Origin of the sequence: Cupriavidus sp. SK-3 (assembly GCF_000611145.1) — a bacterium.
Taxonomy (GTDB): domain Bacteria; phylum Pseudomonadota; class Gammaproteobacteria; order Burkholderiales; family Burkholderiaceae; genus Cupriavidus.
Map to the genome: position 1 here is coordinate 1 of NZ_JFJV02000242.1, position 19,106 is coordinate 19,106.

The 19,106-nt window shown below is 64.5% G+C and carries 16 protein-coding genes; 9 read left to right on the forward strand and 7 right to left on the reverse strand.

All coding sequences use genetic code 11. The annotated features are described in order from the left end of the window. The first annotated feature begins 208 nt into the window (after window positions 1-208). Together CF70_RS25225 and CF70_RS37065 are read left to right on the forward strand one after the other, a co-directional pair. On the forward strand, window positions 209-391 hold the full coding sequence (locus CF70_RS25225; protein WP_035871072.1) for a hypothetical protein: 183 nt from the start codon (window positions 209-211) through the stop codon (window positions 389-391). Between the two features lie 47 nt (window positions 392-438). After that, on the forward strand, window positions 439-597 hold the full coding sequence (locus CF70_RS37065) for a hypothetical protein (RefSeq protein WP_200876807.1): 159 nt from the start codon (window positions 439-441) through the stop codon (window positions 595-597). Window positions 598-667: 70 nt separating this feature from the next. Here the strand turns inward: CF70_RS37065 and CF70_RS25230 are convergent, their stop codons facing one another. Together CF70_RS25230 and CF70_RS25235 are read right to left on the reverse strand one after the other, a co-directional pair. Then, the gene (locus CF70_RS25230; protein ID WP_035871075.1) at window positions 668-853 is read right to left on the reverse strand and encodes a rubredoxin; all 186 of its coding nucleotides are present in this window, start codon (window positions 851-853) and stop codon (window positions 668-670) included. A 124-nt stretch (window positions 854-977) separates the two neighbouring features. Then, complete coding sequence (locus tag CF70_RS25235) at window positions 978-4,940, reverse strand: DUF748 domain-containing protein (protein WP_035871078.1); 3,963 nt, start codon at window positions 4,938-4,940, stop codon at window positions 978-980. 408 nt (window positions 4,941-5,348) lie between these two features. Between CF70_RS25235 and CF70_RS25240 the strand changes: the two genes are divergently transcribed. Continuing rightward, complete coding sequence (locus CF70_RS25240; RefSeq protein WP_035871081.1) at window positions 5,349-6,662, forward strand: MFS transporter; 1,314 nt, start codon at window positions 5,349-5,351, stop codon at window positions 6,660-6,662. 127 nt (window positions 6,663-6,789) lie between these two features. Here CF70_RS25240 and CF70_RS25245 read toward each other — a convergent pair whose 3' ends face one another. Next, window positions 6,790-7,959: an alpha/beta hydrolase family esterase gene (locus tag CF70_RS25245; RefSeq protein ID WP_035871084.1), complete on the reverse strand. Its 1,170-nt coding sequence runs from the start codon at window positions 7,957-7,959 to the stop codon at window positions 6,790-6,792. Between the two features lie 260 nt (window positions 7,960-8,219). On the opposite strand from CF70_RS25245, the gene CF70_RS25250 reads away from it, so the two are divergent. Together CF70_RS25250 and CF70_RS25255 are read left to right on the forward strand one after the other, a co-directional pair. After that, the gene (locus CF70_RS25250) at window positions 8,220-9,032 is read left to right on the forward strand and encodes a Crp/Fnr family transcriptional regulator (RefSeq protein ID WP_035871087.1); all 813 of its coding nucleotides are present in this window, start codon (window positions 8,220-8,222) and stop codon (window positions 9,030-9,032) included. 137 nt (window positions 9,033-9,169) lie between these two features. After that, the gene (locus CF70_RS25255) at window positions 9,170-9,700 is read left to right on the forward strand and encodes a hypothetical protein (RefSeq protein WP_035871090.1); all 531 of its coding nucleotides are present in this window, start codon (window positions 9,170-9,172) and stop codon (window positions 9,698-9,700) included. 45 nt (window positions 9,701-9,745) lie between these two features. On the opposite strand, the gene CF70_RS25260 is transcribed toward CF70_RS25255, so the two are convergent. Together CF70_RS25260 and CF70_RS25265 are read right to left on the reverse strand one after the other, a co-directional pair. Further along, on the reverse strand, window positions 9,746-10,114 hold the full coding sequence (locus CF70_RS25260) for a hypothetical protein (RefSeq protein WP_235185203.1): 369 nt from the start codon (window positions 10,112-10,114) through the stop codon (window positions 9,746-9,748). Between the two features lie 153 nt (window positions 10,115-10,267). After that, window positions 10,268-10,558 carry a transposase gene (locus CF70_RS25265; RefSeq protein WP_035871092.1) on the reverse strand — a complete coding sequence of 97 codons (291 nt, stop codon included), beginning with the start codon at window positions 10,556-10,558 and terminating at the stop codon, window positions 10,268-10,270. Between the two features lie 972 nt (window positions 10,559-11,530). On the opposite strand from CF70_RS25265, the gene CF70_RS25270 reads away from it, so the two are divergent. The 3 genes from CF70_RS25270 to CF70_RS25280 all read left to right on the forward strand — a co-directional run bounded on the left by CF70_RS25270 (window position 11,531) and on the right by CF70_RS25280 (window position 15,072). Next, window positions 11,531-12,490, forward strand: coding sequence for a LysR family transcriptional regulator (locus CF70_RS25270; protein ID WP_035871095.1), 960 nt, complete (start codon window positions 11,531-11,533; stop codon window positions 12,488-12,490). Window positions 12,491-12,895: 405 nt separating this feature from the next. After that, window positions 12,896-13,597, forward strand: coding sequence for a response regulator (locus CF70_RS25275; protein WP_035871097.1), 702 nt, complete (start codon window positions 12,896-12,898; stop codon window positions 13,595-13,597). Window positions 13,598-13,698: 101 nt separating this feature from the next. Further along, a complete protein-coding gene (locus CF70_RS25280; RefSeq protein ID WP_235185204.1) occupies window positions 13,699-15,072 on the forward strand; it encodes a cobyrinate a,c-diamide synthase in 1,374 nt (457 codons plus the stop codon). A gap of 109 nt (window positions 15,073-15,181) precedes the next feature. Here the strand turns inward: CF70_RS25280 and CF70_RS25285 are convergent, their stop codons facing one another. Next, on the reverse strand, window positions 15,182-15,646 hold the full coding sequence (locus tag CF70_RS25285) for a MarR family winged helix-turn-helix transcriptional regulator (protein WP_035871100.1): 465 nt from the start codon (window positions 15,644-15,646) through the stop codon (window positions 15,182-15,184). 81 nt (window positions 15,647-15,727) lie between these two features. Then, the gene (locus CF70_RS25290; RefSeq protein WP_051648949.1) at window positions 15,728-17,323 is read right to left on the reverse strand and encodes an MFS transporter; all 1,596 of its coding nucleotides are present in this window, start codon (window positions 17,321-17,323) and stop codon (window positions 15,728-15,730) included. Window positions 17,324-17,503: 180 nt separating this feature from the next. Here CF70_RS25290 and CF70_RS25295 point away from each other — a divergent pair, with 180 nt between their 5' ends. Beyond that, on the forward strand, window positions 17,504-19,096 hold the full coding sequence (locus CF70_RS25295) for a PAS domain-containing hybrid sensor histidine kinase/response regulator (RefSeq protein WP_035871105.1): 1,593 nt from the start codon (window positions 17,504-17,506) through the stop codon (window positions 19,094-19,096). Window positions 19,097-19,106 lie beyond the last annotated feature (10 nt).

The following is a 19,106-nucleotide window of genomic DNA, read 5'->3' on the forward strand; positions in this document are numbered from 1 at the left end:
TGGCAAGACAAGAAAGTAGGTCGCCGCCCCGAAGGGGTGGTGAAACTGCCTTTGACTTTAAGAGGTTTCAAGCCTTCACCTAACCAGTCAACCCGGCAAGAACCCCCCACAAGAAAGTGCCTTAAGGGACAACCCCGATGTCATCGTCCTTGGTCTACCTGAGACACTTTCTATACTGGAAATACAAGGAAAGAGACAGGAGACAGCCGTGCTGCACCTTAGCTCACATGATCTTGTTTTTCTGATCCCGATGGCGCTGGTCGGCATGATTGCCTTCGGCGGTATTCCGTTCACAGCCCGCGCCTTGCGCATCAGCTGCCGCGCTGCTGGCGCGATATTCGGGGCTCTGCTGGCGGTGGCCTTGCTGGAGGCGTTGCCTTTACTTATCTGAACTGAACGCTTCGAGCGTTCCCGGCTTGCTTGAGGAGAGGAGCCGCTATGACACTGGATCTGCTGGCCGCCCTGATGGCGGCATTCCTGCTGGTCACCGTGGTGACCGCGATCTGGCGTTGTAGCCACCCCTACCGCATGCGCTATCGCCGCTGCGCGGAGCAAAGAAGGCGTGCCGGGATATGCCGGCAGATGCAGCGCCACTAAACACGCTGCCAAACGCGATTCCTGCCCACCGGTATCGGCCTGCGAGCCTCGCCGGCTGGCGGGCTTGCGCTCAGATTTCGATCATGGCGAACTCGCCCTTGCCCACATCACATTCAGGGCAACGCCAGTCTTCCGGGATATCCTCCCAGCGAGTGCCGGGCGCAATGCCGTCATCCGGCCAGCCCTGTTCTTCGTCGTAGACCCATCCGCAAATCACGCAAACCCAAGTCTTGTAGGCAACGGCTTCCTGCTGCAAAACGCACTCCTGTATCGATTCCGGGCGAAATCATACAGGCTTTTGGCCAGCACGCTGCCAATGTGCCATGCAGAAGGGGCGGCAGTGCCGCCCCTTCTGCACAGGCAGGATTGCCTGGGATGACTTACTGCCTGATGGCGAAATCGACCCGGTTGGGCGCACCCTTATCCTTGATGCCTTCGGCATTCAGCTTCGGCGCCGTCAGGAACAAACGGCTCTCCGGGACCTTGGCGTCGCGCTCCAGTGCCTGTTTCACCGCCAGCGCGCGCTGCTCGGCGAGTTGCTTGAGTTCCACATCGGTTACCGGCGCGTTCTCCAGCAGCAGCGTCTCCATTTCCGCGGTCGGCAAGGATTTGGACAAGCCAATCACGTTGCGCGGCTTCTTGAACGAAGCGCGCTTGTAGACCGCTTCAAGATACTTGGGATACTCCTGCGGCGACACCGTCACCTTGGCGCCCTGCTCGCCCTCTTCCCCTTCCTCGGCCACGGCGCCCTCGCGAGCGCTGGCGCGCAGTTCACGCGCCTTTTGCTCCTTTACCCGCGCGTCCAGCCAGGCGCGCTTCGCACCGGCCATGTCGGTGGCCGGATCGATGCGGCCGCTGATCTCCAGCCGCAGGGCCGGGCGGTCGGCCAGGGCCTTGCCGAGGGTGGCGATCTTCTGCCTGGCCGCCGGCGTAAGCGCGGACGTGCCCGGCGCGAACTCCACGTAGCCCAGTTCATCGCCGCCGCCAAAGGCCGAGGCAAGCAGCGAGAACGGCGAGGTAATCGCCTTGGCCAGCAGGTTGACGATCACCCTCACGATCACGCCGCCGACGCTGAACTCCGGATCGGACAGCGAGCCCGACACCGGCAGGTTGATGTCGATCACACCGTTGCGGTCCTTCAGCAGCGAGACCGCCAGCAACACCGGCAGCTTGGTCGCTGTCGGGCTGTCGACCTTGTCGCCAAAGGTGAGCTGGTCTAGATAGAGATGGTTGCGCGCGTCCAGCTTGCCGTTCTCGATCTTGTACGCCACATCGACCGTCAGCTTGCCCTTGGTGATCGGATAGCCGGCGTACTTGGCCGCGTAGGGTGTCAGCCGGGTCAGTTCCACGCCGGAGGCCTTGGCGGCGATATCGAGGTAGAGCTGGTCCGCCAGCGGGTTGAGCTTGCCGTCGATATTGACCGGCGCGTCGTCGTCGATGCGGCCCGCCAGCGTGAGATCGGCCGGCGCGGGCTCCGTCGACGAAACCTTGGAGACCGAACCCTTCATATCGGTCAGGTTGGCGGTGTAGTTAGGCTTGACGAAGAAATCCGAGAAATTGATATTGCCTTTCTCCACCGTCACGCCGCCAATGCGGATCTGCGGTTTCGCCGCGGCCGTGGCCGCCGGTGCCGGCGCAGGTGCCGGCGGGGTGGCAGCCGGCGCCGAGGCCGGGTTGGCCTGCGTCAGGCTGGTGCTGGGCGCGGCTTCGCCTTTGGCGGCCCCGCCAGCCATCACGTCCTGCAGGTTCAGGCGGCCATTGGCATTGAGGATCACCCGCGCGTAGAAGTCCGACAGCGCCACGCTGCCCACGCCAACCTTCATCGGCCCCTTGGCCTCGCCCATGGCGAAATCGATGCCGTTCACCGCCAGCGAACGCCAGCGCAGGAAGTCGTCGCCGGTCACGCGGTCCACGCTGCGCACATTGCCGAACTGCGCATTGCCGGCAAAGCGCGCCGCAATCGGCTTGCCGGACGGCGCCTCGACGCCCAGGCGGCCTTTCACGGTGGCGGTGCCGCCACGCAAGGCTGCGTTGAAGCGGTCGGCAAGGTAGGGCTGCAGCGGCGCGAGATCGAGTTCGCGCAGGTCCACCTGCATTTGCACTGCGGGAGCGGTGGGCAGCACGGTGCCATCGAGCAACATCATGCCGCGCCGTCCCGCCTCGGCCTTGAACTTGACCGGGATGGCGCCAGCCGCCATCGGCCAGTTCAACGCGCCGGTACCGAGGCTGACGTTGCGGAATTGATGAATGACCGGGCGGTCGCGGTTAGCGGCCGAGGGCGCGTAGTCGGTCACGCGCATGTTGCCGCCATCCAGCGAGAACTTGCTGAGTTGCGCCTTCCAGGGCAAGGGCTTGGCCGCCGCGGCGCTATCGGGCTGGACAGCCTTGGCCTGAGCGCCGGTCGCGCGTTGGGCGGATTTCTGCCCCGATTGCGCGGCCCACAGGCGCGCGCTTTCGAGCAATTCACCATGATAGTCGCGCGTAAGCGCGACCTGCGGCTTGGCCACCACCAGCTCGCCTGCCTGGAATGAATGCGCGCCAAGGTCGAAGGCGATGTCTTCCAGCGCCACGCGCTCGGCGCGCATCATCGGCAAGTTGGCGCCATCGCTGTCGTCGCGGCCACGCGCGCGGCGCGCATCGCGCCGGCGAGCGCTATCGGCCGCGCCGGCGTTGCCTGTGCCGGTGGTGGAGGCCGCCACTTGCGCCACCGTCACCGGCTCCCTGGTCGTCAGATAGAGCGGCGCCAGCTCGACACGGGACTTGTCCAGCGAGAAGGCAAAGGCGGGCCCGCCCCACGCCATCTTGTAGTGCAGCTCGGCGTTGACCGCGGTGTCACCGAGCTGGGCGCGCAGCTCTGCCGGCCACCATGCGGCAAACCCCTGGGCCTTCACGCCGCTGGCCTGCAACGTGCCATCCATGGTGCCGCCACGCAGCGACAGCTCGCCTTCATGGCTGAGGGTCTGCCCTTCGGCGATCGTCAGTTTGGCCTGGACCTTGGCAGGCTTGTCGCTGTCGCCGGAGAGTCCGGCGACATCGGCGTCGAGGGGCCCCAGCGCGAGCGTACCGGGGCCGGACGGCGCCGACTCGTCGCGCAGGCCCAGGCTGGCCTGCTTGACCGTGATCTGGTCGACCGCGTAGCGCCAGGGCTTATCCGCCGGCGGCAACGGTGCGATCCCGGCTGCGGCCGGTGCCGATGCAGGCCTGGCCTTGGCAACCACCGGCGCGGATGCCGGTGCCGCCGCTCCCGATGCTGCAGGTGCCGGCGCGCTGGCGGGCTTCTCCGCCTTGGCCGCTTGCGGCAGGAATGCCTCGGCAAGGTCAAGCGACCCATCGGCGCGGCGCACGGCCTGCACGCCCAGGCCATCCACGGCGAGGCTGCGCAGGTGAACCATCCGGCCCAGCGGTTCGATGCGCTCAATGTCCACGGCAAGCCGTCCGGCCTTCACCAGCGGCGCGCCGTCGTGCTTGCGGATATCGGCGTCGCGCAGCGCTGCGGTACCCGACAGGAAAACATCCTGCTTGTCCTTTTCCTGGATAAAGCCCAGCGTGAGCCGCGTATCGAGCAGCCCGCCTTTGATATCAGCGTCCTTCAGCTTGGGCGCGAACGGCATATAGCGCGCCAGTTCCAGGCCATCCAGGTTCAGCGTCAGATGGGTCTCGCGCGACGCGGCGAACGGCAGCATGGTGCCGTCGAGCGCCAGTGCGGAGCCATTGATGCTCGCGCTCAGCGTGGGCCGGGTAACGATCTCCACGTCGTGCGGCAGGTTGGACAGGAAGGGCAGCGTGATGGTCAGGTTGTCCACGCGCTGCGTCTGGTTGAGCTGCTTGTCGTCGAACGAAACGCTGCCGCTGGTCAGCGCGATATTGTTGATCGAGAAGCGCGCCGGTTCGGATTTTGGCGCGGCGGGCCTGGCCGCGAAGCGCTCTTCGATGTCGGCGTAGTTCATGCGGCCGTTGGCGTCGCGCGCCAGGCGCAGCGCGGGACGGTCGATATGCACCGCATCCACCACCGGCGCCATATGCCACAGCGAGGCGATGGCGGCATCGATCTCGGCCTCGCCCACGCTCAGCATGGGCGTGGTGCCGTCAGGCTCGTAGATCTTGATATCGGAAACAGTGACCGCCAGCGAGAAGGGGCGCACCTGGGCGCCCCCGAAAGTCACTTTGCGGCCAAGCGCTTCGCTGGCCTGCTTGGCCACGAAGGACTTGATCAGCGGTGGTCCGCCGAAATACCCGGCGAGGCCGAACACCGCCAGCGCGGCCACGATGCCGCCTGCCACGCGCACGCCGGCCCTGCGGCGCGGTGTGGCGGTTGCCGCCTGCATGGAGAACTTGATTGCCATGTGATCCCAGAAGATTCAACCCCAATACCCTGCGTCCGCATTACGGACCCGCTCGCGGCATGCATGGAAATGGCATTCCACGCTGCGCCGGCGGGCGAATCGACCACTTTGTGGCCCGGATTTCACTTTTTAGCAACATTATGGCAACGCTTGGGGGCAAAGCAAAGACATTAGATTGAAATCAAAAGTGAATTCAGGACGGGCTGAAAATGAATTGAAGTCGGATGGCGACAGCCGCTTTGCCGCCGATCTGGTATCTTCCTGCCTTTGCGAAGCGTCTTGTCGCATGCCAGCGGCTTATCCGCCACTTAGAGCCTGCTTCTCCCGCGCTGTACCCTCCGGCCAGAACCCTCCACGTCAACCGTGTTGCGCGCTTCGCATGCGAACTTTTTCCATGCGAGTCTCCTCATGTCCACCCCTAGCAGTACTGTCGGTGCAGAGAACGCGCGCAGCATGCCGCATGCGCGCCCCCTGACCGGACAGGATTACAAGACGCTTGCCCTCGCCGCCCTCGGGGGCGCGCTCGAGTTCTACGATTTCATCATCTTTGTCTTCTTCGCCACCGTCATCGGGCAGTTATTCTTCCCGCCGTCGGTGCCGGACTGGCTGCGCCAGCTGCAGACCTTCGGCATTTTTGCCGCCGGCTACCTGGCGCGCCCGCTGGGCGGCATCATCATGGCCCACTTCGGCGACCTGCTTGGCCGCAAGAAGATGTTCACGCTGTCGATCCTGCTGATGTCGGTGCCGACACTGCTGATGGGCCTGCTGCCGACCTACCATGCGATCGGCCTGCTGGCGCCGGTGGCGCTGCTGCTGCTGCGCGTGATGCAGGGCGCCGCCGTGGGCGGTGAAGTGCCTGGCGCCTGGGTGTTCGTCTCCGAGCATGTGCCGGCGCGGCGCACCGGCTACGCCTGTGGCACGCTGACCGCTGGCCTGACCGCTGGCATCCTGCTGGGCTCCCTGGTGGCCACCGGCATCAACACCATCTTCACCCCGGCGGAACTGGTCGAGTGGGGCTGGCGCCTGCCCTTCCTGCTGGGCGGTGTGTTCGGCATCGGCTCGATGTACCTGCGCCGCTGGCTGCATGAAACCCCGGTGTTCGCCGAACTGCAAAAGCGCAAGGCGCTAGCCGCGGAGATGCCGCTCAAGACGGTCGTGCGTGATCACCGCGGCGCCGTGGCGGTGTCGATGCTGCTGACGTGGATGCTGTCGGCCGGTATCGTGGTGGTGATCCTGATGACGCCCACCTTCCTGCAGAAGATCTACGGCTTCGATGCGCGCACGGCGCTGGTGGCCAACAGCGTCGCCACGCTGTGCCTGACCATCGGCTGCGTGGTCGCCGGCCTGATGGCCGACAAGGTGGGTCCCAGGATCACCCTGATTGGCGGCGGCCTGCTGCTGGCGATCAGCTCCTATGTCTTCTACAGCGCCCTGCACACGCGCCCCGACCTGCTGATCCCGCTGTACGCGCTGGCCGGTTTCTTCGTGGGCACGATCGGCGCGGTGCCCTACGTGCTGGTCAAGGCGTTCCCGGCACAAGTGAGGTTTTCCGGGCTGTCGTTCTCGTACAACCTGTCCTATGCGATTTTTGGCGGGCTGACGCCGATGATCGTGACGCTGATGCTCAAGAACGATCCGCTCGCTCCCGCGTACTACGTGGTGGCGCTGTGCCTGCTGGGCATGGTGACGGCACTGTTCGTCAAGGACCGCTCGCTCGACTGAGGGCACGGCTGGTGGCCGGCACCCGCCCCAAGCCAGGCGCCGGCCATAGGAAAAGGGAGGGCCGCCATTGCGCCCTCCCTTTTTTGTGCTCGCCTCATCGGCATGCGCGGCTGCCGGTTGCACCAGCCTACCGCCGGTGCGCCTTGAAGAAAGCCCACATCAACGCACTCGCGTCCGGGCCGATCGGCGCGTGATAGGCATAGTCGCCATCGCCTCCGCTCCAGGCGTGATCCAGCCCGGCCACTTCGCACAGGGCGACCATTTCGCGATTCCAGACGCCGAAGCTGGTTTCGATATAGTTTCCGGCGGGCAGGATGGCCGTGGCCGCAAGGCCATGGCTTGTCTCCGCCGGCGGCTCGCGCTCCGCCGCTTCCTGGTCCTCCGTCAGGCTGGCCGCGTTAGCGGAACGCCGCGGCACGACACCGCTCGCCGGTTTGTCCAGGCGATCGGTCAGCCCGTTGTACGCCAGGAACTGGCGTGCCAGCAGGCGGGCGTTGACCGGATGCACCGCGCCGTCGTCCATGCCGTGCAGTACGATTGCCGGCATCTTCGGGCCGCCCGGCGTGACGCCGGCCGCATCAAGCAGCACGGCAGGGTCCGCGCTGGAGCCCTGCTGCATCGCGCGCAGGCCATCGCCCGGCGTGCACGCTGCCCCGATCACCACGCCGGAATGCAGTCCCACCGCGGCAATCTTCTCCGGGTAGCGCAAGGCCACCACGGCCGCCATGCTGGCGCCCGCGGACAACCCTGCCAGGTAGACCTGGTCGGCCCGCACGTCCGGACGCGCTGCCAGCGCGTCGATCAGCACCGCCAGCGCTTGCGCCTCACGGCCGCCTTCCGCGGCACCCAGGTCGAACCATTGCCAGCAGCGCTGCATCTGGCGCCGCTGCGGTTGTTGCGGATAGGCCACGATAAAGCCTTCGCGCTCGGCCAGGGCATTCATGCGGGTGCCGGCGGCAAGGTCCTCAGGGGTCTGCTTGCAGCCATGGAGCATGACCACCAGCGGCATTGGCCCATTGCGTACGCGGGATGGCACATACAGCCAATAAGACAAGCGGGGAACCAGTTCACCGGGCAGCGGCGACAGCCGATGGTGGTGCGACGCCCATTCACCCGGTGCCGAAGGACGCGGCGGCAAGGGCAGAGGCGCGGGGGAGCGCGCCCGGAGGCGCGGTGCCGCAGGATTGAGATTAGCGATACGGTCGATCCACGATTTGAGTTGGCGCGCGGTCTGGGGCTGCACCCGGCTGATCTGCCGGAGCTGTGCATGCCCATCCGCCCAAAGGCTTTTGGCCATGAAAGACTCCTGCTGTCGACATTGTTGCGATGCAGCATATCATAGGGCGAACGCATGACAGGCGTCGCTTTTTGGTGACATGTTATCCAAACAAGACATTTGCACGCTAGCAGCATTCCTCAATGAGCACCATAATGCACCCATGAAAAATCTAAAAATCTGAACTCGCCGTACGAAAGAATGCAGATCATCAAAAGTTAGCGGCAAATGTTGCCCGGTTATACTGCATTTGCGTGTATCGCAGGCAAATGGAGAGTGTCATGACCACGCCCCAGGCAGATATTCCAAGCTGCTCGCTGTGTTTATTCCAGCCAGTCTGCCGTAACGCGGAAACCACACACGCTGACGCTGCGCGGGAACGCACCCTGGTTCCGGCTCGCATCTTGTGGCGTGCCGGGGAGAGCGTGCATCGCCAGGGCCGGCCGGTACTGGCCTTGTATCCCATACATCAGGGCAGCACCAAATCCGTATTCGAATCGCCGCTTGGCTGGCGCCAGGTGACTGCCTTCGCCCATCCGGGCGACGTGCTGGGGCTGGAGGATCTCGATGGCCACGCCCATTGCACCAGTGCGGTGGCGATGCGGGATACGCGCTGCTGCGTGGTGCCGGTCGAGGCGGCGCGCGAACACTTGCTCCGCGCCGAACACCGCGAACATATGCTGGCAATACTGCGCCGCAATACCGAGCGCGAGCGCACCCTTCTGGTCGCAATCGGATCGATGAAGGCTGCCCAGCGGCTGGCCATGCTGCTGCTCGATCTCTCCGTCGAACAGCGCCGCCGCGGCAAGGCGGGCGCAGCACTGACCCTGGCGATGTCGCGCAACGATATCGCCAGTTATCTGGGCCTGACCCTGGAGACCGTATCCCGCCTGCTGGCACGTTTTGCATCCGTCGGGCTGATCACCGTGCGGCAGCGGCAATTGCGCATCGTCGATCCGGACGGGCTTTGCGCGGTCTACGAAGACCCGGACCGCGTGCCGATCCGCCCGCCTGCCACTGCGACGGACAGCGCGGCCGGCTCCCCCAGGCCCCAGCCGTCCCTCGCGGGGGTGATACGCTCATCCGTAGCGTAGGACGGACACGGACAGCACCGCCATGCAAACGCGGCTATGTTCAGGCTATATCCCCGGCGCGTTGGAAATAGGCAAGGAAATCGTCCCCGTTATCCTCCCCGCTGGAGATCGACATCGCCTCCGGTACCTGTATCCATATGCGGGATTTTCCTTTCGCAGCGCGTGCGAGCCTGGCGCCGCTCGCCTTCCTGATGGTCGCCGGACTCGCGCCTGCGGCCGCCGCACAAGCCAATACCCCGCCATCGCTGTCGAAGCTGGCCAGATTGCTGCTGGGCACCGTGCAGGGCAAAAGCACCGGCATGAGCGGCGTCACGCGCCTGACCGGCGGCGGCGCCGGACCCGATGCGGAGCTCAGCGCGGCCTGCCAGGAGCTGACGCGCGCAGGACCATTCATGCTGGATGGCGCGACGCGCCTGGAAGGATGCAGCGCCGCTCCCGGCAAACATGTGTCGTTCCGGCTCCGGCTGGTTGGCGTTGACGCGACCCGCGAAGGCACGGTGGCCTTCATGACTAGCGCCGGTCCTGTCCTGGCCCGAGGCATCTGCCGCAACCCGGACGTACCGGTGTTGGGCCGGCTCGGAGTCACACTCAGTTACCGCTATCTGGGAAACGGCAACCAACCCGTGGGCGAAGTCACGATCACGCCGGAGCGCTGCGTAGCGAACTAAGGACCAACCGCCCTGGCGACTCCCCCTGGCCCGGCACTTGGCGGGTCATCGCTTCTCTTGAGCGCATTCCTGCCGATATGCCTCTTCGAGCCGCTTGCGATCGGCCTGCCGCTCCAGCATGGGATGGGTACTGCCATCGGCGGTGGTCACGGAGGACTTGCTGTTGGACCATTGCGGCCCCGCAGGCAGCGCACTGATCCTGTCGAGCAAGGTCTGGCAATGCGTGCGCTGGGATGGCGTGAGGGTTCCGTCCGCCGCCGGACCGACATTATCGGTAGCCGGGTCCAGCAGGAGCCGCGGCGGTGGCGGCGCGACCATTGGCGCAGGGACTTCCAGTTCCGCGGCGATGCTGGCCTGCCCGGCCGACAGCCCCAGGCCCAGTGCGGCAGCCATGATGATTGAAGCCCGTTTCATTTTTCAGTTTCTCCACAGCGGGGCGCAATTCGCCTTCCGCGACAATTTTCCAGGGGTCGCCCTGCCGGCAGATACCGAAAAACCGCAAGTTTCCGATGTCCCTCCCTTAAGGCCGGCAGCCGCCGGCAATGCAAGCACGATCCGGATCCGGACTTAGTTTCGTTCCTTGCCGTTGCCGGCACGACCATGACGATTGCGCAGCAACTCGAGCTTGAGCAGTGCATCCGCAAGCATACTCTTGAGGCGCGCGTTTTCATCCTGCAGGTCGCGCATCTTGCGGCTGTCGCGCACTTCGCTGCCGGCGCCCTGGCCGTACTTGATGCGCCAGCCATAGAAAGACGCGTCGCTAAAACCATAGCGCGCACAGAGTTCGCGGACCGGCACGCCGGTCGCGGCTTCCGCTAGGTACCCGCGGATCTGTTCCTCCGAGAAACGTCTGTTCACTGCCTGCCTCCGCTAGCAAAGGCCGCTCGCGCCTCTGCGCGGGCGTGACCACTTCCACCCCTGCCCGCAAAGTTACCACCCGCACCGCAAAAGGCAATTCAGTGTGTTCAAGCCGCGAGTTAAGCAAATTGGAGAGGAAGCCCGGTGCGGTGCGCGCGCCGCCCGAAAGGCAACAACAGACCACGAAGACAAACTTTGGAGCTTAGCACTACTGGACAGAAAAGCAATTCAATATTTTCAATTCGCGAACAAAAACATTTCTAAGTCCAGTTTCGCGGCGCCCGGATCGCCGATATTTCCACCAAAAAAAGCTAGTCAATTGCCTAAATTTGACATTCCATTTCCCCAATCTCTGATAACGGCTCGAGATTCCGGATTTGCCATCCTCCCGTGACCCCGCACCCAAAAAGCGCCTGAAAATGTGCAAAAAATATCATTTTTCACCCTCTGCACCTGACAAACCTCCGAAGTTATGACTTATAAAACACAACCACCATCGCAATGTCTTTATGTCCTAACAAAGAGTATTTTTTGATTGAATTTTAGAAAAACGCCTTTAGAAGATCACTGGCAAGTTTCAAAGTTATGTATTAATCTTGTCTGGCATTAACTAAATTTCGATCGCTGGCAACCGGGCCTCGCGCCCCGGGCAAGACGGGCGACGATAACCGCAACGCGAAGCCGGTCGGCTATGTATTTTTTCAGCGTTGCGCCTATATACCGGGCCACAGCATGGAAGAACTGCTTCGTCATTTCCCAACTTTAGTTGGGAAATATTGAAGATTGCCACGCCCCGCTAACGTACGGATGCCGCGCCGGCCCTGGTTTCTGGCCCGCCGCAGCGTATGAAACATGGCATGGCATAACCGGAAGGGCCGTCTTATCTGTCACGGTGGAGGGTGCTCTGTCGCCGTGACGGAGGGACAAAACAAGAAGAAGACAAAAACAAGCTTCAAATCGGGAGAAGTTACCATGCGGCATGTCAGCACCAAGCTCTTGCATGTTTTCGTTCTATTGATGGAATATCGTGACCTCAGCGCCGTCGCTGCCTGCACGCAAAGCCGGGTTCCGACCATTGCCTACAGCCTCGCGCGTCTGCGCGAAATCACCGGCGATCCCCTCTTCATCAAGCGCAATGGCACGCTGGAGCCAACCGCCCACGCCCTGAGGCTGGAACAGACCGCGCGCCAGATCCTGTCGAAATGGGCTCACCTGGTGCGCCCGCTCACGCCGGCAGCCGAAGCGAGCAGCCCTCACCGCCGCGTCTCGATCGGGTTTTCACCGTCGATCGGAGATCCGGTGATCACCGAGATACTGACTACCTTGTGCGAGCAGTTCCCGGATGACCGCTTCATGACCCGCCCGGTCTTCGCCGACTCCACGCTGGCCGCGCAGCTCGGCAGCGGCGAGCTGGATTGCGCCTTTGTGGTTGACAGCCACTATGTGCCGGATCACGTTGCACTGCACAACATCATGGCAACCCCGCGCCGGCTGGTGAGCGTCGCGCGGCCAGGCGGCCACGACAATGCGCAAGGCAAGCACGAATGGATCCTGCTGCAGGAGGACACCGAACCCGGCAGCCCGCTGCAGGGCTTCCTGAACCGTCTCGCGCAGGATCCGGATTATCGGGAAACCGTGGTGCCCTCGTGGCACACGCAAGTTGCGCTGCTGCTTGCCGCGGGCGGCATCTGCCCGCTGCTCGACTTCAACGTGCCGCTGGTCACGCGCCATCACAAGACGCGCCTGCTGGCACCCCCGAGCAGCTTCCCCGAATGGGCCGCCCTGCATTTCTGGGCACCCACCCGCGCCAACGCCGGCAAGACGTTGCTCGGCATCATGGAGATCGGCAGCGCAGTCCTGCACGATCCCGTCGGCGCCATAGACCGCCGCCACCAGGCACACGAGAGCCGCGCCACCGCTTACGCCGCCTGATCCACCGGCGAACAGGCGAACAGGCGAATAACAAGGCACGCCGCACCGGGGCGCGCTTGCCCGCTGCTGGCCGTTCGCGCCAGCCTTGGCCGCTTTCCGCGCCAAATTGAGAATCGTCTCAGACCGAAGGCCGGCACCGGCGCTTATCCTGCTCAGGCACCTCCCGCTTCCCGTTCGTCCGAGCGAAGCACGCGCCTGGAGGTGCTTTGTTCCTGTGCTGTTCGCGCCGCGCGGCGATAGCCGTGCGGCGCGTTTTTTCAAAGACGCCGCCGGTTGTCCGGGTTGCCCGGGTCGCCCCTAAAGCCCTCCCTCTTCGCGGCATCCGTGCCGCAAGCCATTCCAGCTTGCGTCAGGCATGCGCGGCCTCGACACCGCGCATGCCTGCGCCCGCGCAGGAGTATTGCAATGCCATTGAAAATCCTGATTGCCGATGACCATCCCGCCATCACGCTTGCGGTCAGGAGCCAGTTACGGAGCCAGACCGGCTGGGAAATCTGCGGCGATGCCCGCAATTCCATGGAGTTGCTCCATGCCACCCGTGCATTCCGGCCCGATATTGTCGTCACCGATTACCACATGCCATGCCGCAACGCGAACGATGGCATCCGCCTGCTCGCCAACCTGCGGCGCCACTATCCGGCGCTCGGGGTGGTCGTGCTGACCATGATCACCAATCCCCTGGTCTTGCGCGCCATCCTGAACGCCGGGGCACACGGGTTGTTGCTCAAGGACTCGCACCTGGACGAACTGGTGACCGCCATCATCCGCGTCGAGCGCGGGCTGCAATTCATCGGTGAATCCGCCGCGCGCGTGCTGGAACATTCCGGCTCTCATTACACGCCCGGCCGAGCAGGCGCCCTGCGCTTGTCCGTGAGGGAGTCCGAGGTCATGCGCCTATACCTCAGCGGCAATTCGGTCACAGGAATCGCCGGGCAGTTGTGCCGCAGCGTGAAGACCATCAGCCGCCAGAAGAACAGCGCCATGCGCAAGCTCGGGGCCACCAACGAACGCGAGTTGTTCGACTTCGCGGCCCAGCAGGGGCTGGTCCTTCCGCACCGGGACGATGCGCCGGCAGGGGCGCCAGGCGGCCAGTCCGAGTGGCTATAATCGCAGCGCCGCAGCAACGGTGCGCACTGTTGCCGTCTGCCGCCCGCCCGCTGCGCCGTTCACGGCCGTACCGCTCAACCGTCCCAGCCACCTTCATCGCCATGCCCGTCCCCGCCAGTCCCGCCACGACCACCGCCCCAGGCCCCCGCCTCGATGCAACCGGGCCGCTGCGGGTGCCCGCCTTGCTGGTGGCGGCACCGGCCTCGGGGCAGGGCAAGACCACGGTGACTGCCGCGCTGGCATGGCTGCATCGACGCCAGGGCCGCACCGTGCGCGTCTTCAAGAGCGGCCCCGACTACCTTGACCCGTCCATTCTCGCGGCCGCCAGCGGTGCCCCGGTGCACTCGCTGGACCTGTGGATGACCGGCGCCGACGACGCCGCCGCGCGCCTGGCGCAGGCGGCGCGCGAAGCCGACCTGATCCTCGTGGAGGGCGTCATGGGGCTGCACGACGGCACGCCCAGCAGTGCCGACCTGGCACGCCATTTCGGATTACCCGTACTCAGCGTGATCCAGGCAGGGGCGATGGCGCAAACGTTCGGCGCGCTGGCCTACGGCCTGGCTGGCTATGGCCGGCAGCCCCTGGCATCCATGCAAGTGCTGGCCAACGGCGTGGGATCCCCGCGGCATGCCGACATGCTGCGAGAGAGCCTGCCTGCCCATATCGCCTGGGCCGGCGCGCTCGCGCGCGATCATTCGGCCGCGCTGCCCGAGCGGCACCTGGGCCTGCTCGCGGCCGATGAACTGCCCGACCTCAACGCGCGGCTGGACCGTCTGGCGGATGCGCTGGCCGGGCAGCCGATTGGCGCCCTGCCAGCAACCGTGGAAATTGCCGCAGCGCCGCCATTACCCGCGCTGGCACCGTTGCTCGCCGGCCGGACCATCGCCGTGGCGCGCGACGCCGCCTTCCGTTTTCTCTATCCGGCCAACCTCGACACCCTGCAGGCACTCGGCGCGCGGCTTGTCTTCTTCTCCCCGCTGAATGACCCTGGCCTGCCCGCCTGCGACGCGCTCTGGCTGCCCGGCGGCTATCCCGAACTGCACGCCGCGCGCCTGTCGGCCAACACCGGCATGCTGGACAGCCTGCGCCGCGCCCATGCCGGCGGCCTGCCGATCCTGGCCGAGTGCGGCGGCATGATGGCGCTGTTCGAGACGCTGGTGGACAAAGCCGGGCAAAGCCACGTCATGGCGGGCCTGCTGCCTGGCACGGTAACGATGCAAGCCCGCCTGGCCGCGCTGGGTCATCAACAGCTTGCGTTGCCGGAAGGCACCCTGCGCGGCCACACCTTCCACTACTCAAGCGCGCAAACCCCGCTGGCGCCCTGCTGCCATTCCACCGTGCCGCGCGATGGCGCGCGCGGTGAAGCTGTGTTCCGGCAGGTTGCCCTGACCGCTTCCTATACGCACTTCTATTTCCCTTCCAATCCGCTCGCCATTGCCGCGCTGTTCGGTGGCGCGAGCAACAGCATCCGCTGATCCGGCAGCCCTCGAAGCAGCGGATGCGGCGAATTCATGGATACGAGGGAAGACGTCCCGCGGAAGAGGAGGCGCAGAAAACCGCCCCCTTGCGCCGGCAAGCAATGGCTCAGGCGGCGTCGGCCTTGTCCTGCTGCGTACGGAGCACGGCCTCGGCGATGCCGGCCTCAAGCTGCTCCAGACCCTTTGAGAGATTGCGCATGGTGGTTTCAGACACCTTGTCCAGCACGTCCTGCAGAAAGGCCGAGCGCAGCGGCAATGCCTGCTCGACAATGCTATGGCCCAGCGCCGACAGCGTGACGTTGGTCACGCGGTTGTCGCGCTCGCTGGTATTGCGCTCCACCCAGCCCAGTTCCTGCAGCGCCTTGAGCTGGCGCGTGAGCGCGCCAGGGTCCATGCCGACACGGTCGGCCAGCGGCTTCTGTGCGATGGGACCCGCATGGCCGTGCAAGGCATAAAGAATGCGCCAGCGCGGCAACGGGTGGCCGATGCGTTGCTCGAAAGCCGACGCATACGCCCGGTAAGTTCGCCCGAACTGCTGTAGTACAGCCAGGCTTTGTCGCTCCAATTCCACTCCGATCTCCTGCTTGCGGCACCGTGCATGCGACGGGCGGCTTTACAACCAACTCGATTTCCGTGACCTGTCCCCAGCATTCTATTCCGCAGCCATGACCGGCTTGACGGCACGCTCCAGCTTGATCGGCGGCACCCGGCGCGAGCGCCACAGGCCAATCACGGCGATCACCGCCGCCAGCGCCAGCCCGATGTGGATGGCACCGACCAGCGAAAGCCTGGCCTGCTCCAGCAACAGGGCGCCATTGTGCCCGGCCGCCTCCAGTTGCGACAGCAGGCTGGCCTGCGCAGCATGGTCGATCAGGATCTGCGGATCGGCCATGCGCTCCTGCCATTCGCCGGCACCGGCCTTCTGCAGCGCATCATGCACCCCGCTCAGGTAGCTACGCGAAACCAGCGTGCCGACGACTGCGGTGCCCACCATGCCGCCCACCATGCGCAGTGATTGCAGCATCGCCGTGGCAATGCCAAGGTGCTCGCGGCCCGCGGTCTGCTGCGCAAAGACCGTCAGGTTCGGCATGATGAAGCCCAGCCCGAAGCCGCACAGCAGCATGATGCCCAGCAACAGGTGATGGGACATCCCGCGTGTCGCTTGCGACAGGCCCAGGCAGGCCAGCGCCAGCATGGCGAACCCGGCGTACAGCATATTGTTAGGCTGGCGGATCCGCGTGATGATACGGCCATTGATGATACTGCCCAGCGTGATGCACACCACCAGCGGCGTCACCAGCACGCCCGCCTCCCTGGGCGAATAGCCAAAGCCCCCCTGGAACAACAGCGGCGCATACAGCAGCAGCGAAAACATCGCGAAGCCCACGAACACCGCCAGCAGGAACAGCGGCGCCAGCCCGGGATTGCGGAACATCTCCAGCGGCAGGATCGGATTCGGCGCCCGCCGCTCCCATTGCCAAAGCGCCACCAGCGCACACACCGACATGACCAGCAAGCCGCCGGTAAGCAACCCAAAACCACGATCAGGCATCAGTTCCACGCACAACTGCAAGCCGCCCAGCCCTGCGCCGATCAGGGCCGCGCCGAGCCAGTCCACCTTGATCGCACCGGCATGCGCCTGCTGGCGCAAGTGCGGCAGGTAGCGCCAGGCAAACCACAATCCCAGCAAGCCCACCGGCAGGTTCACGTAGAAAACCGCCCGCCAGCCGTAGGCCTCGGTCAGCACACCGCCCAGCGACGGCCCGACCGCGTTGGCGATACCGAAGGCAGCGCTCATCATCACCTGCCAGCGCAAGCGCACATGGGAATCGGGAAACAGGTCCGGGATACAGGCAAAGGCGGTGCCCACGAGCATGCCGCCCCCGATGCCCTGCAGGCCGCGGGCCAGCACCAGGAAGGGCATGCTGGTTGCCATGCCGCACAGCGCCGAGGCCAGCGTAAACACGACGATGGATGCCATCACGAACGGCTTGCGCCCGTAATAATCGCCCAACCGGCCGAAGATCGGCACCGTGATCACGGACATCAGCAGATAGGCCGTTGCCACCCAGGCGTAGTACTCGAACCCCTGCAACTCCGCCACCACCGTGGGCAACGCGGTGCCGACCACAGTCTGGTCAAGTGCTACCAGCATCACCACGAATGCGATGCCCAGCATCGCCATCAGGGACTCGCGGAATGGCAGCACCTGCCCGCTACTGTGCGCCTGGTGAGGCTGCGAAATCATTTTGTTGCCTGATCAATGATTGTATGATCAATTATTATAGGACAGGATTTGGGGGTGGGAACAGGATCATCGCGTATTCTGGTTAACGGTTCCCTATCTACGCTGATTCCAGCCCGTCGCCAGCGTTCTCTGCTCTCGCGGAGACGTCAGCGCTGTCCCGACGACTGCAGGCGGAAAATCATGGGCAAGCAGCCTTTTGACAGATCGGCACAGGATCGGCCTTCGGCCCCCGGCTTCAGGGAGGGCGAGCCGCACTTCAGGTTGCTCGCCGACGGCATACCTCACATGGTAATGACCTGCGGCCCGGATGGCCGGATCGATTACTGCAACCAGCGGTGGGTAACCTATACCGGCCTCAGCCTTGAGCAAACCCAGGCCGGCGACTGGCAATCTGCCGTACATCCCGAGGATTTCACGAACAACATCGACCGCTGGACAGACGCGGTTGCGAACGGCCGTGAGTATGAGATCGAATACCGCCTGAAGAGGGCATCCGACGGTGCCTACCGATGGCACCTTGAGCGCGGGGCGCCACTCAAGGACGCCGATGGGCATATCGTCAAGTGGTTGGCATCCAGCACCGACATAGAGGAGCAGAAACAGGCCCAGGCTGCGGCTGAAAGCGCAAACCGCGCAAAGTCAGAATTTCTGTCCAGCATGAGCCATGAATTGCGGAATCCGTTGAACGCGATCCTTGGCTTCGCGCAGTTGCTGGCACTGGACACTCCGCCGCCGCCTTCCTCGCAGCAAGCCAGCATCGACCAGATCCTGAAGGCGGGCTGGCATTTGCTGGAACTGATCAATGAGGTGCTTGACCTCGCCAGGATAGAGGCCGGGCAGGCGTCACTGTCCCCCGAGCCGGTATCGGTCGTTGAAGCCTTGCACGAATGTCACGCGATGCTTGAGCAACAAGCGCTGAGGCGTGAGGTTCGCATGCGGTTTCCCTCGCCCGACTTATCGTGTTTCGTCCGCGCTGACAGGACCCGCCTGAAACAGATCCTGCTTAACCTGCTTTCCAACGCGATCAAGTACAACCGGGACAAGGGTACCGTCGATATACAGGTGACGATGGGCGATCGCGTTCGTGTCGGCGTGCGCGACACCGGCGCAGGGCTGGCACCAGAACGGCTCGCACAACTGTTCCAGCCGTTCAATCGTCTTGGGCATGAGGGTGGCCCCGTGGAGGGCACGGGCATCGGCCTCGTGGTGGCCAAGCGGCTGGTCGAGCTGATGGGAGGCGCCATCGGCGCCGATAGTACGCCTGGCGTGGGCAGCGTATTCTGGGTCGAACTGCCCGCTGCGCGCCCTCCAGAAATGACCGGTGAGGGCGCGGAGGCAGCGGTATCCGTCAAGGCGCGGACGGCGTCTCCCACTTCGCTGCGTACCCTGCTGTATGTCGAAGACAACCCCGCCAACCTGAAGCTCGTTGAGCAACTCCTTGTGCGCCGGTCCGATGTGCGCCTGCTGACCGCCGTCACAGGGGCGCTCGGCGTCAACCTGGCGCGCACTGCCTCGCCAGATGTGATCATCATGGATATCCATCTGCCCGACATCAACGGCATCGAAGCACTGGGACTGCTGCGCGAAGACCCGCAGACAACGCACATTCCCGTCATCGCCCTCAGTGCCAATGCGATGCCCCGCGACATTGAAAAGGGCATGAAAGCGGGATTCTTCCGCTATCTGACCAAGCCGATCAGGCTCAATGAGTTTATGGACGCACTGGACGCCGCGCTGGAACAGCCACGAGGCGGGACTGCTCAGGGCCGATGAAGCCAGGTGC

What these genes read in the sequence shown, in the direction of transcription:
- CF70_RS37065 (WP_200876807.1), top strand. Translation starts at nt 439, where the DNA reads ATGACACTGGATCTGCTGGCCGCCCTGATGGCGGCATTCCTGCTGGTC.
- CF70_RS25235 (WP_035871078.1), bottom strand. Translation starts at nt 4,940, where the DNA reads ATGGCAATCAAGTTCTCCATGCAGGCGGCAACCGCCACACCGCGCCGC.
- CF70_RS25240 (WP_035871081.1), top strand. Translation starts at nt 5,349, where the DNA reads ATGTCCACCCCTAGCAGTACTGTCGGTGCAGAGAACGCGCGCAGCATG.
- CF70_RS25245 (WP_035871084.1), bottom strand. Translation starts at nt 7,959, where the DNA reads ATGGCCAAAAGCCTTTGGGCGGATGGGCATGCACAGCTCCGGCAGATC.
- CF70_RS25250 (WP_035871087.1), top strand. Translation starts at nt 8,220, where the DNA reads ATGACCACGCCCCAGGCAGATATTCCAAGCTGCTCGCTGTGTTTATTC.
- CF70_RS25255 (WP_035871090.1), top strand. Translation starts at nt 9,170, where the DNA reads ATGCGGGATTTTCCTTTCGCAGCGCGTGCGAGCCTGGCGCCGCTCGCC.
- CF70_RS25260 (WP_235185203.1), bottom strand. Translation starts at nt 10,114, where the DNA reads ATGAAACGGGCTTCAATCATCATGGCTGCCGCACTGGGCCTGGGGCTG.
- CF70_RS25270 (WP_035871095.1), top strand. Translation starts at nt 11,531, where the DNA reads ATGCGGCATGTCAGCACCAAGCTCTTGCATGTTTTCGTTCTATTGATG.
- CF70_RS25275 (WP_035871097.1), top strand. Translation starts at nt 12,896, where the DNA reads ATGCCATTGAAAATCCTGATTGCCGATGACCATCCCGCCATCACGCTT.
- CF70_RS25280 (WP_235185204.1), top strand. Translation starts at nt 13,699, where the DNA reads ATGCCCGTCCCCGCCAGTCCCGCCACGACCACCGCCCCAGGCCCCCGC.
- CF70_RS25290 (WP_051648949.1), bottom strand. Translation starts at nt 17,323, where the DNA reads ATGATTTCGCAGCCTCACCAGGCGCACAGTAGCGGGCAGGTGCTGCCA.
- CF70_RS25295 (WP_035871105.1), top strand. Translation starts at nt 17,504, where the DNA reads ATGGGCAAGCAGCCTTTTGACAGATCGGCACAGGATCGGCCTTCGGCC.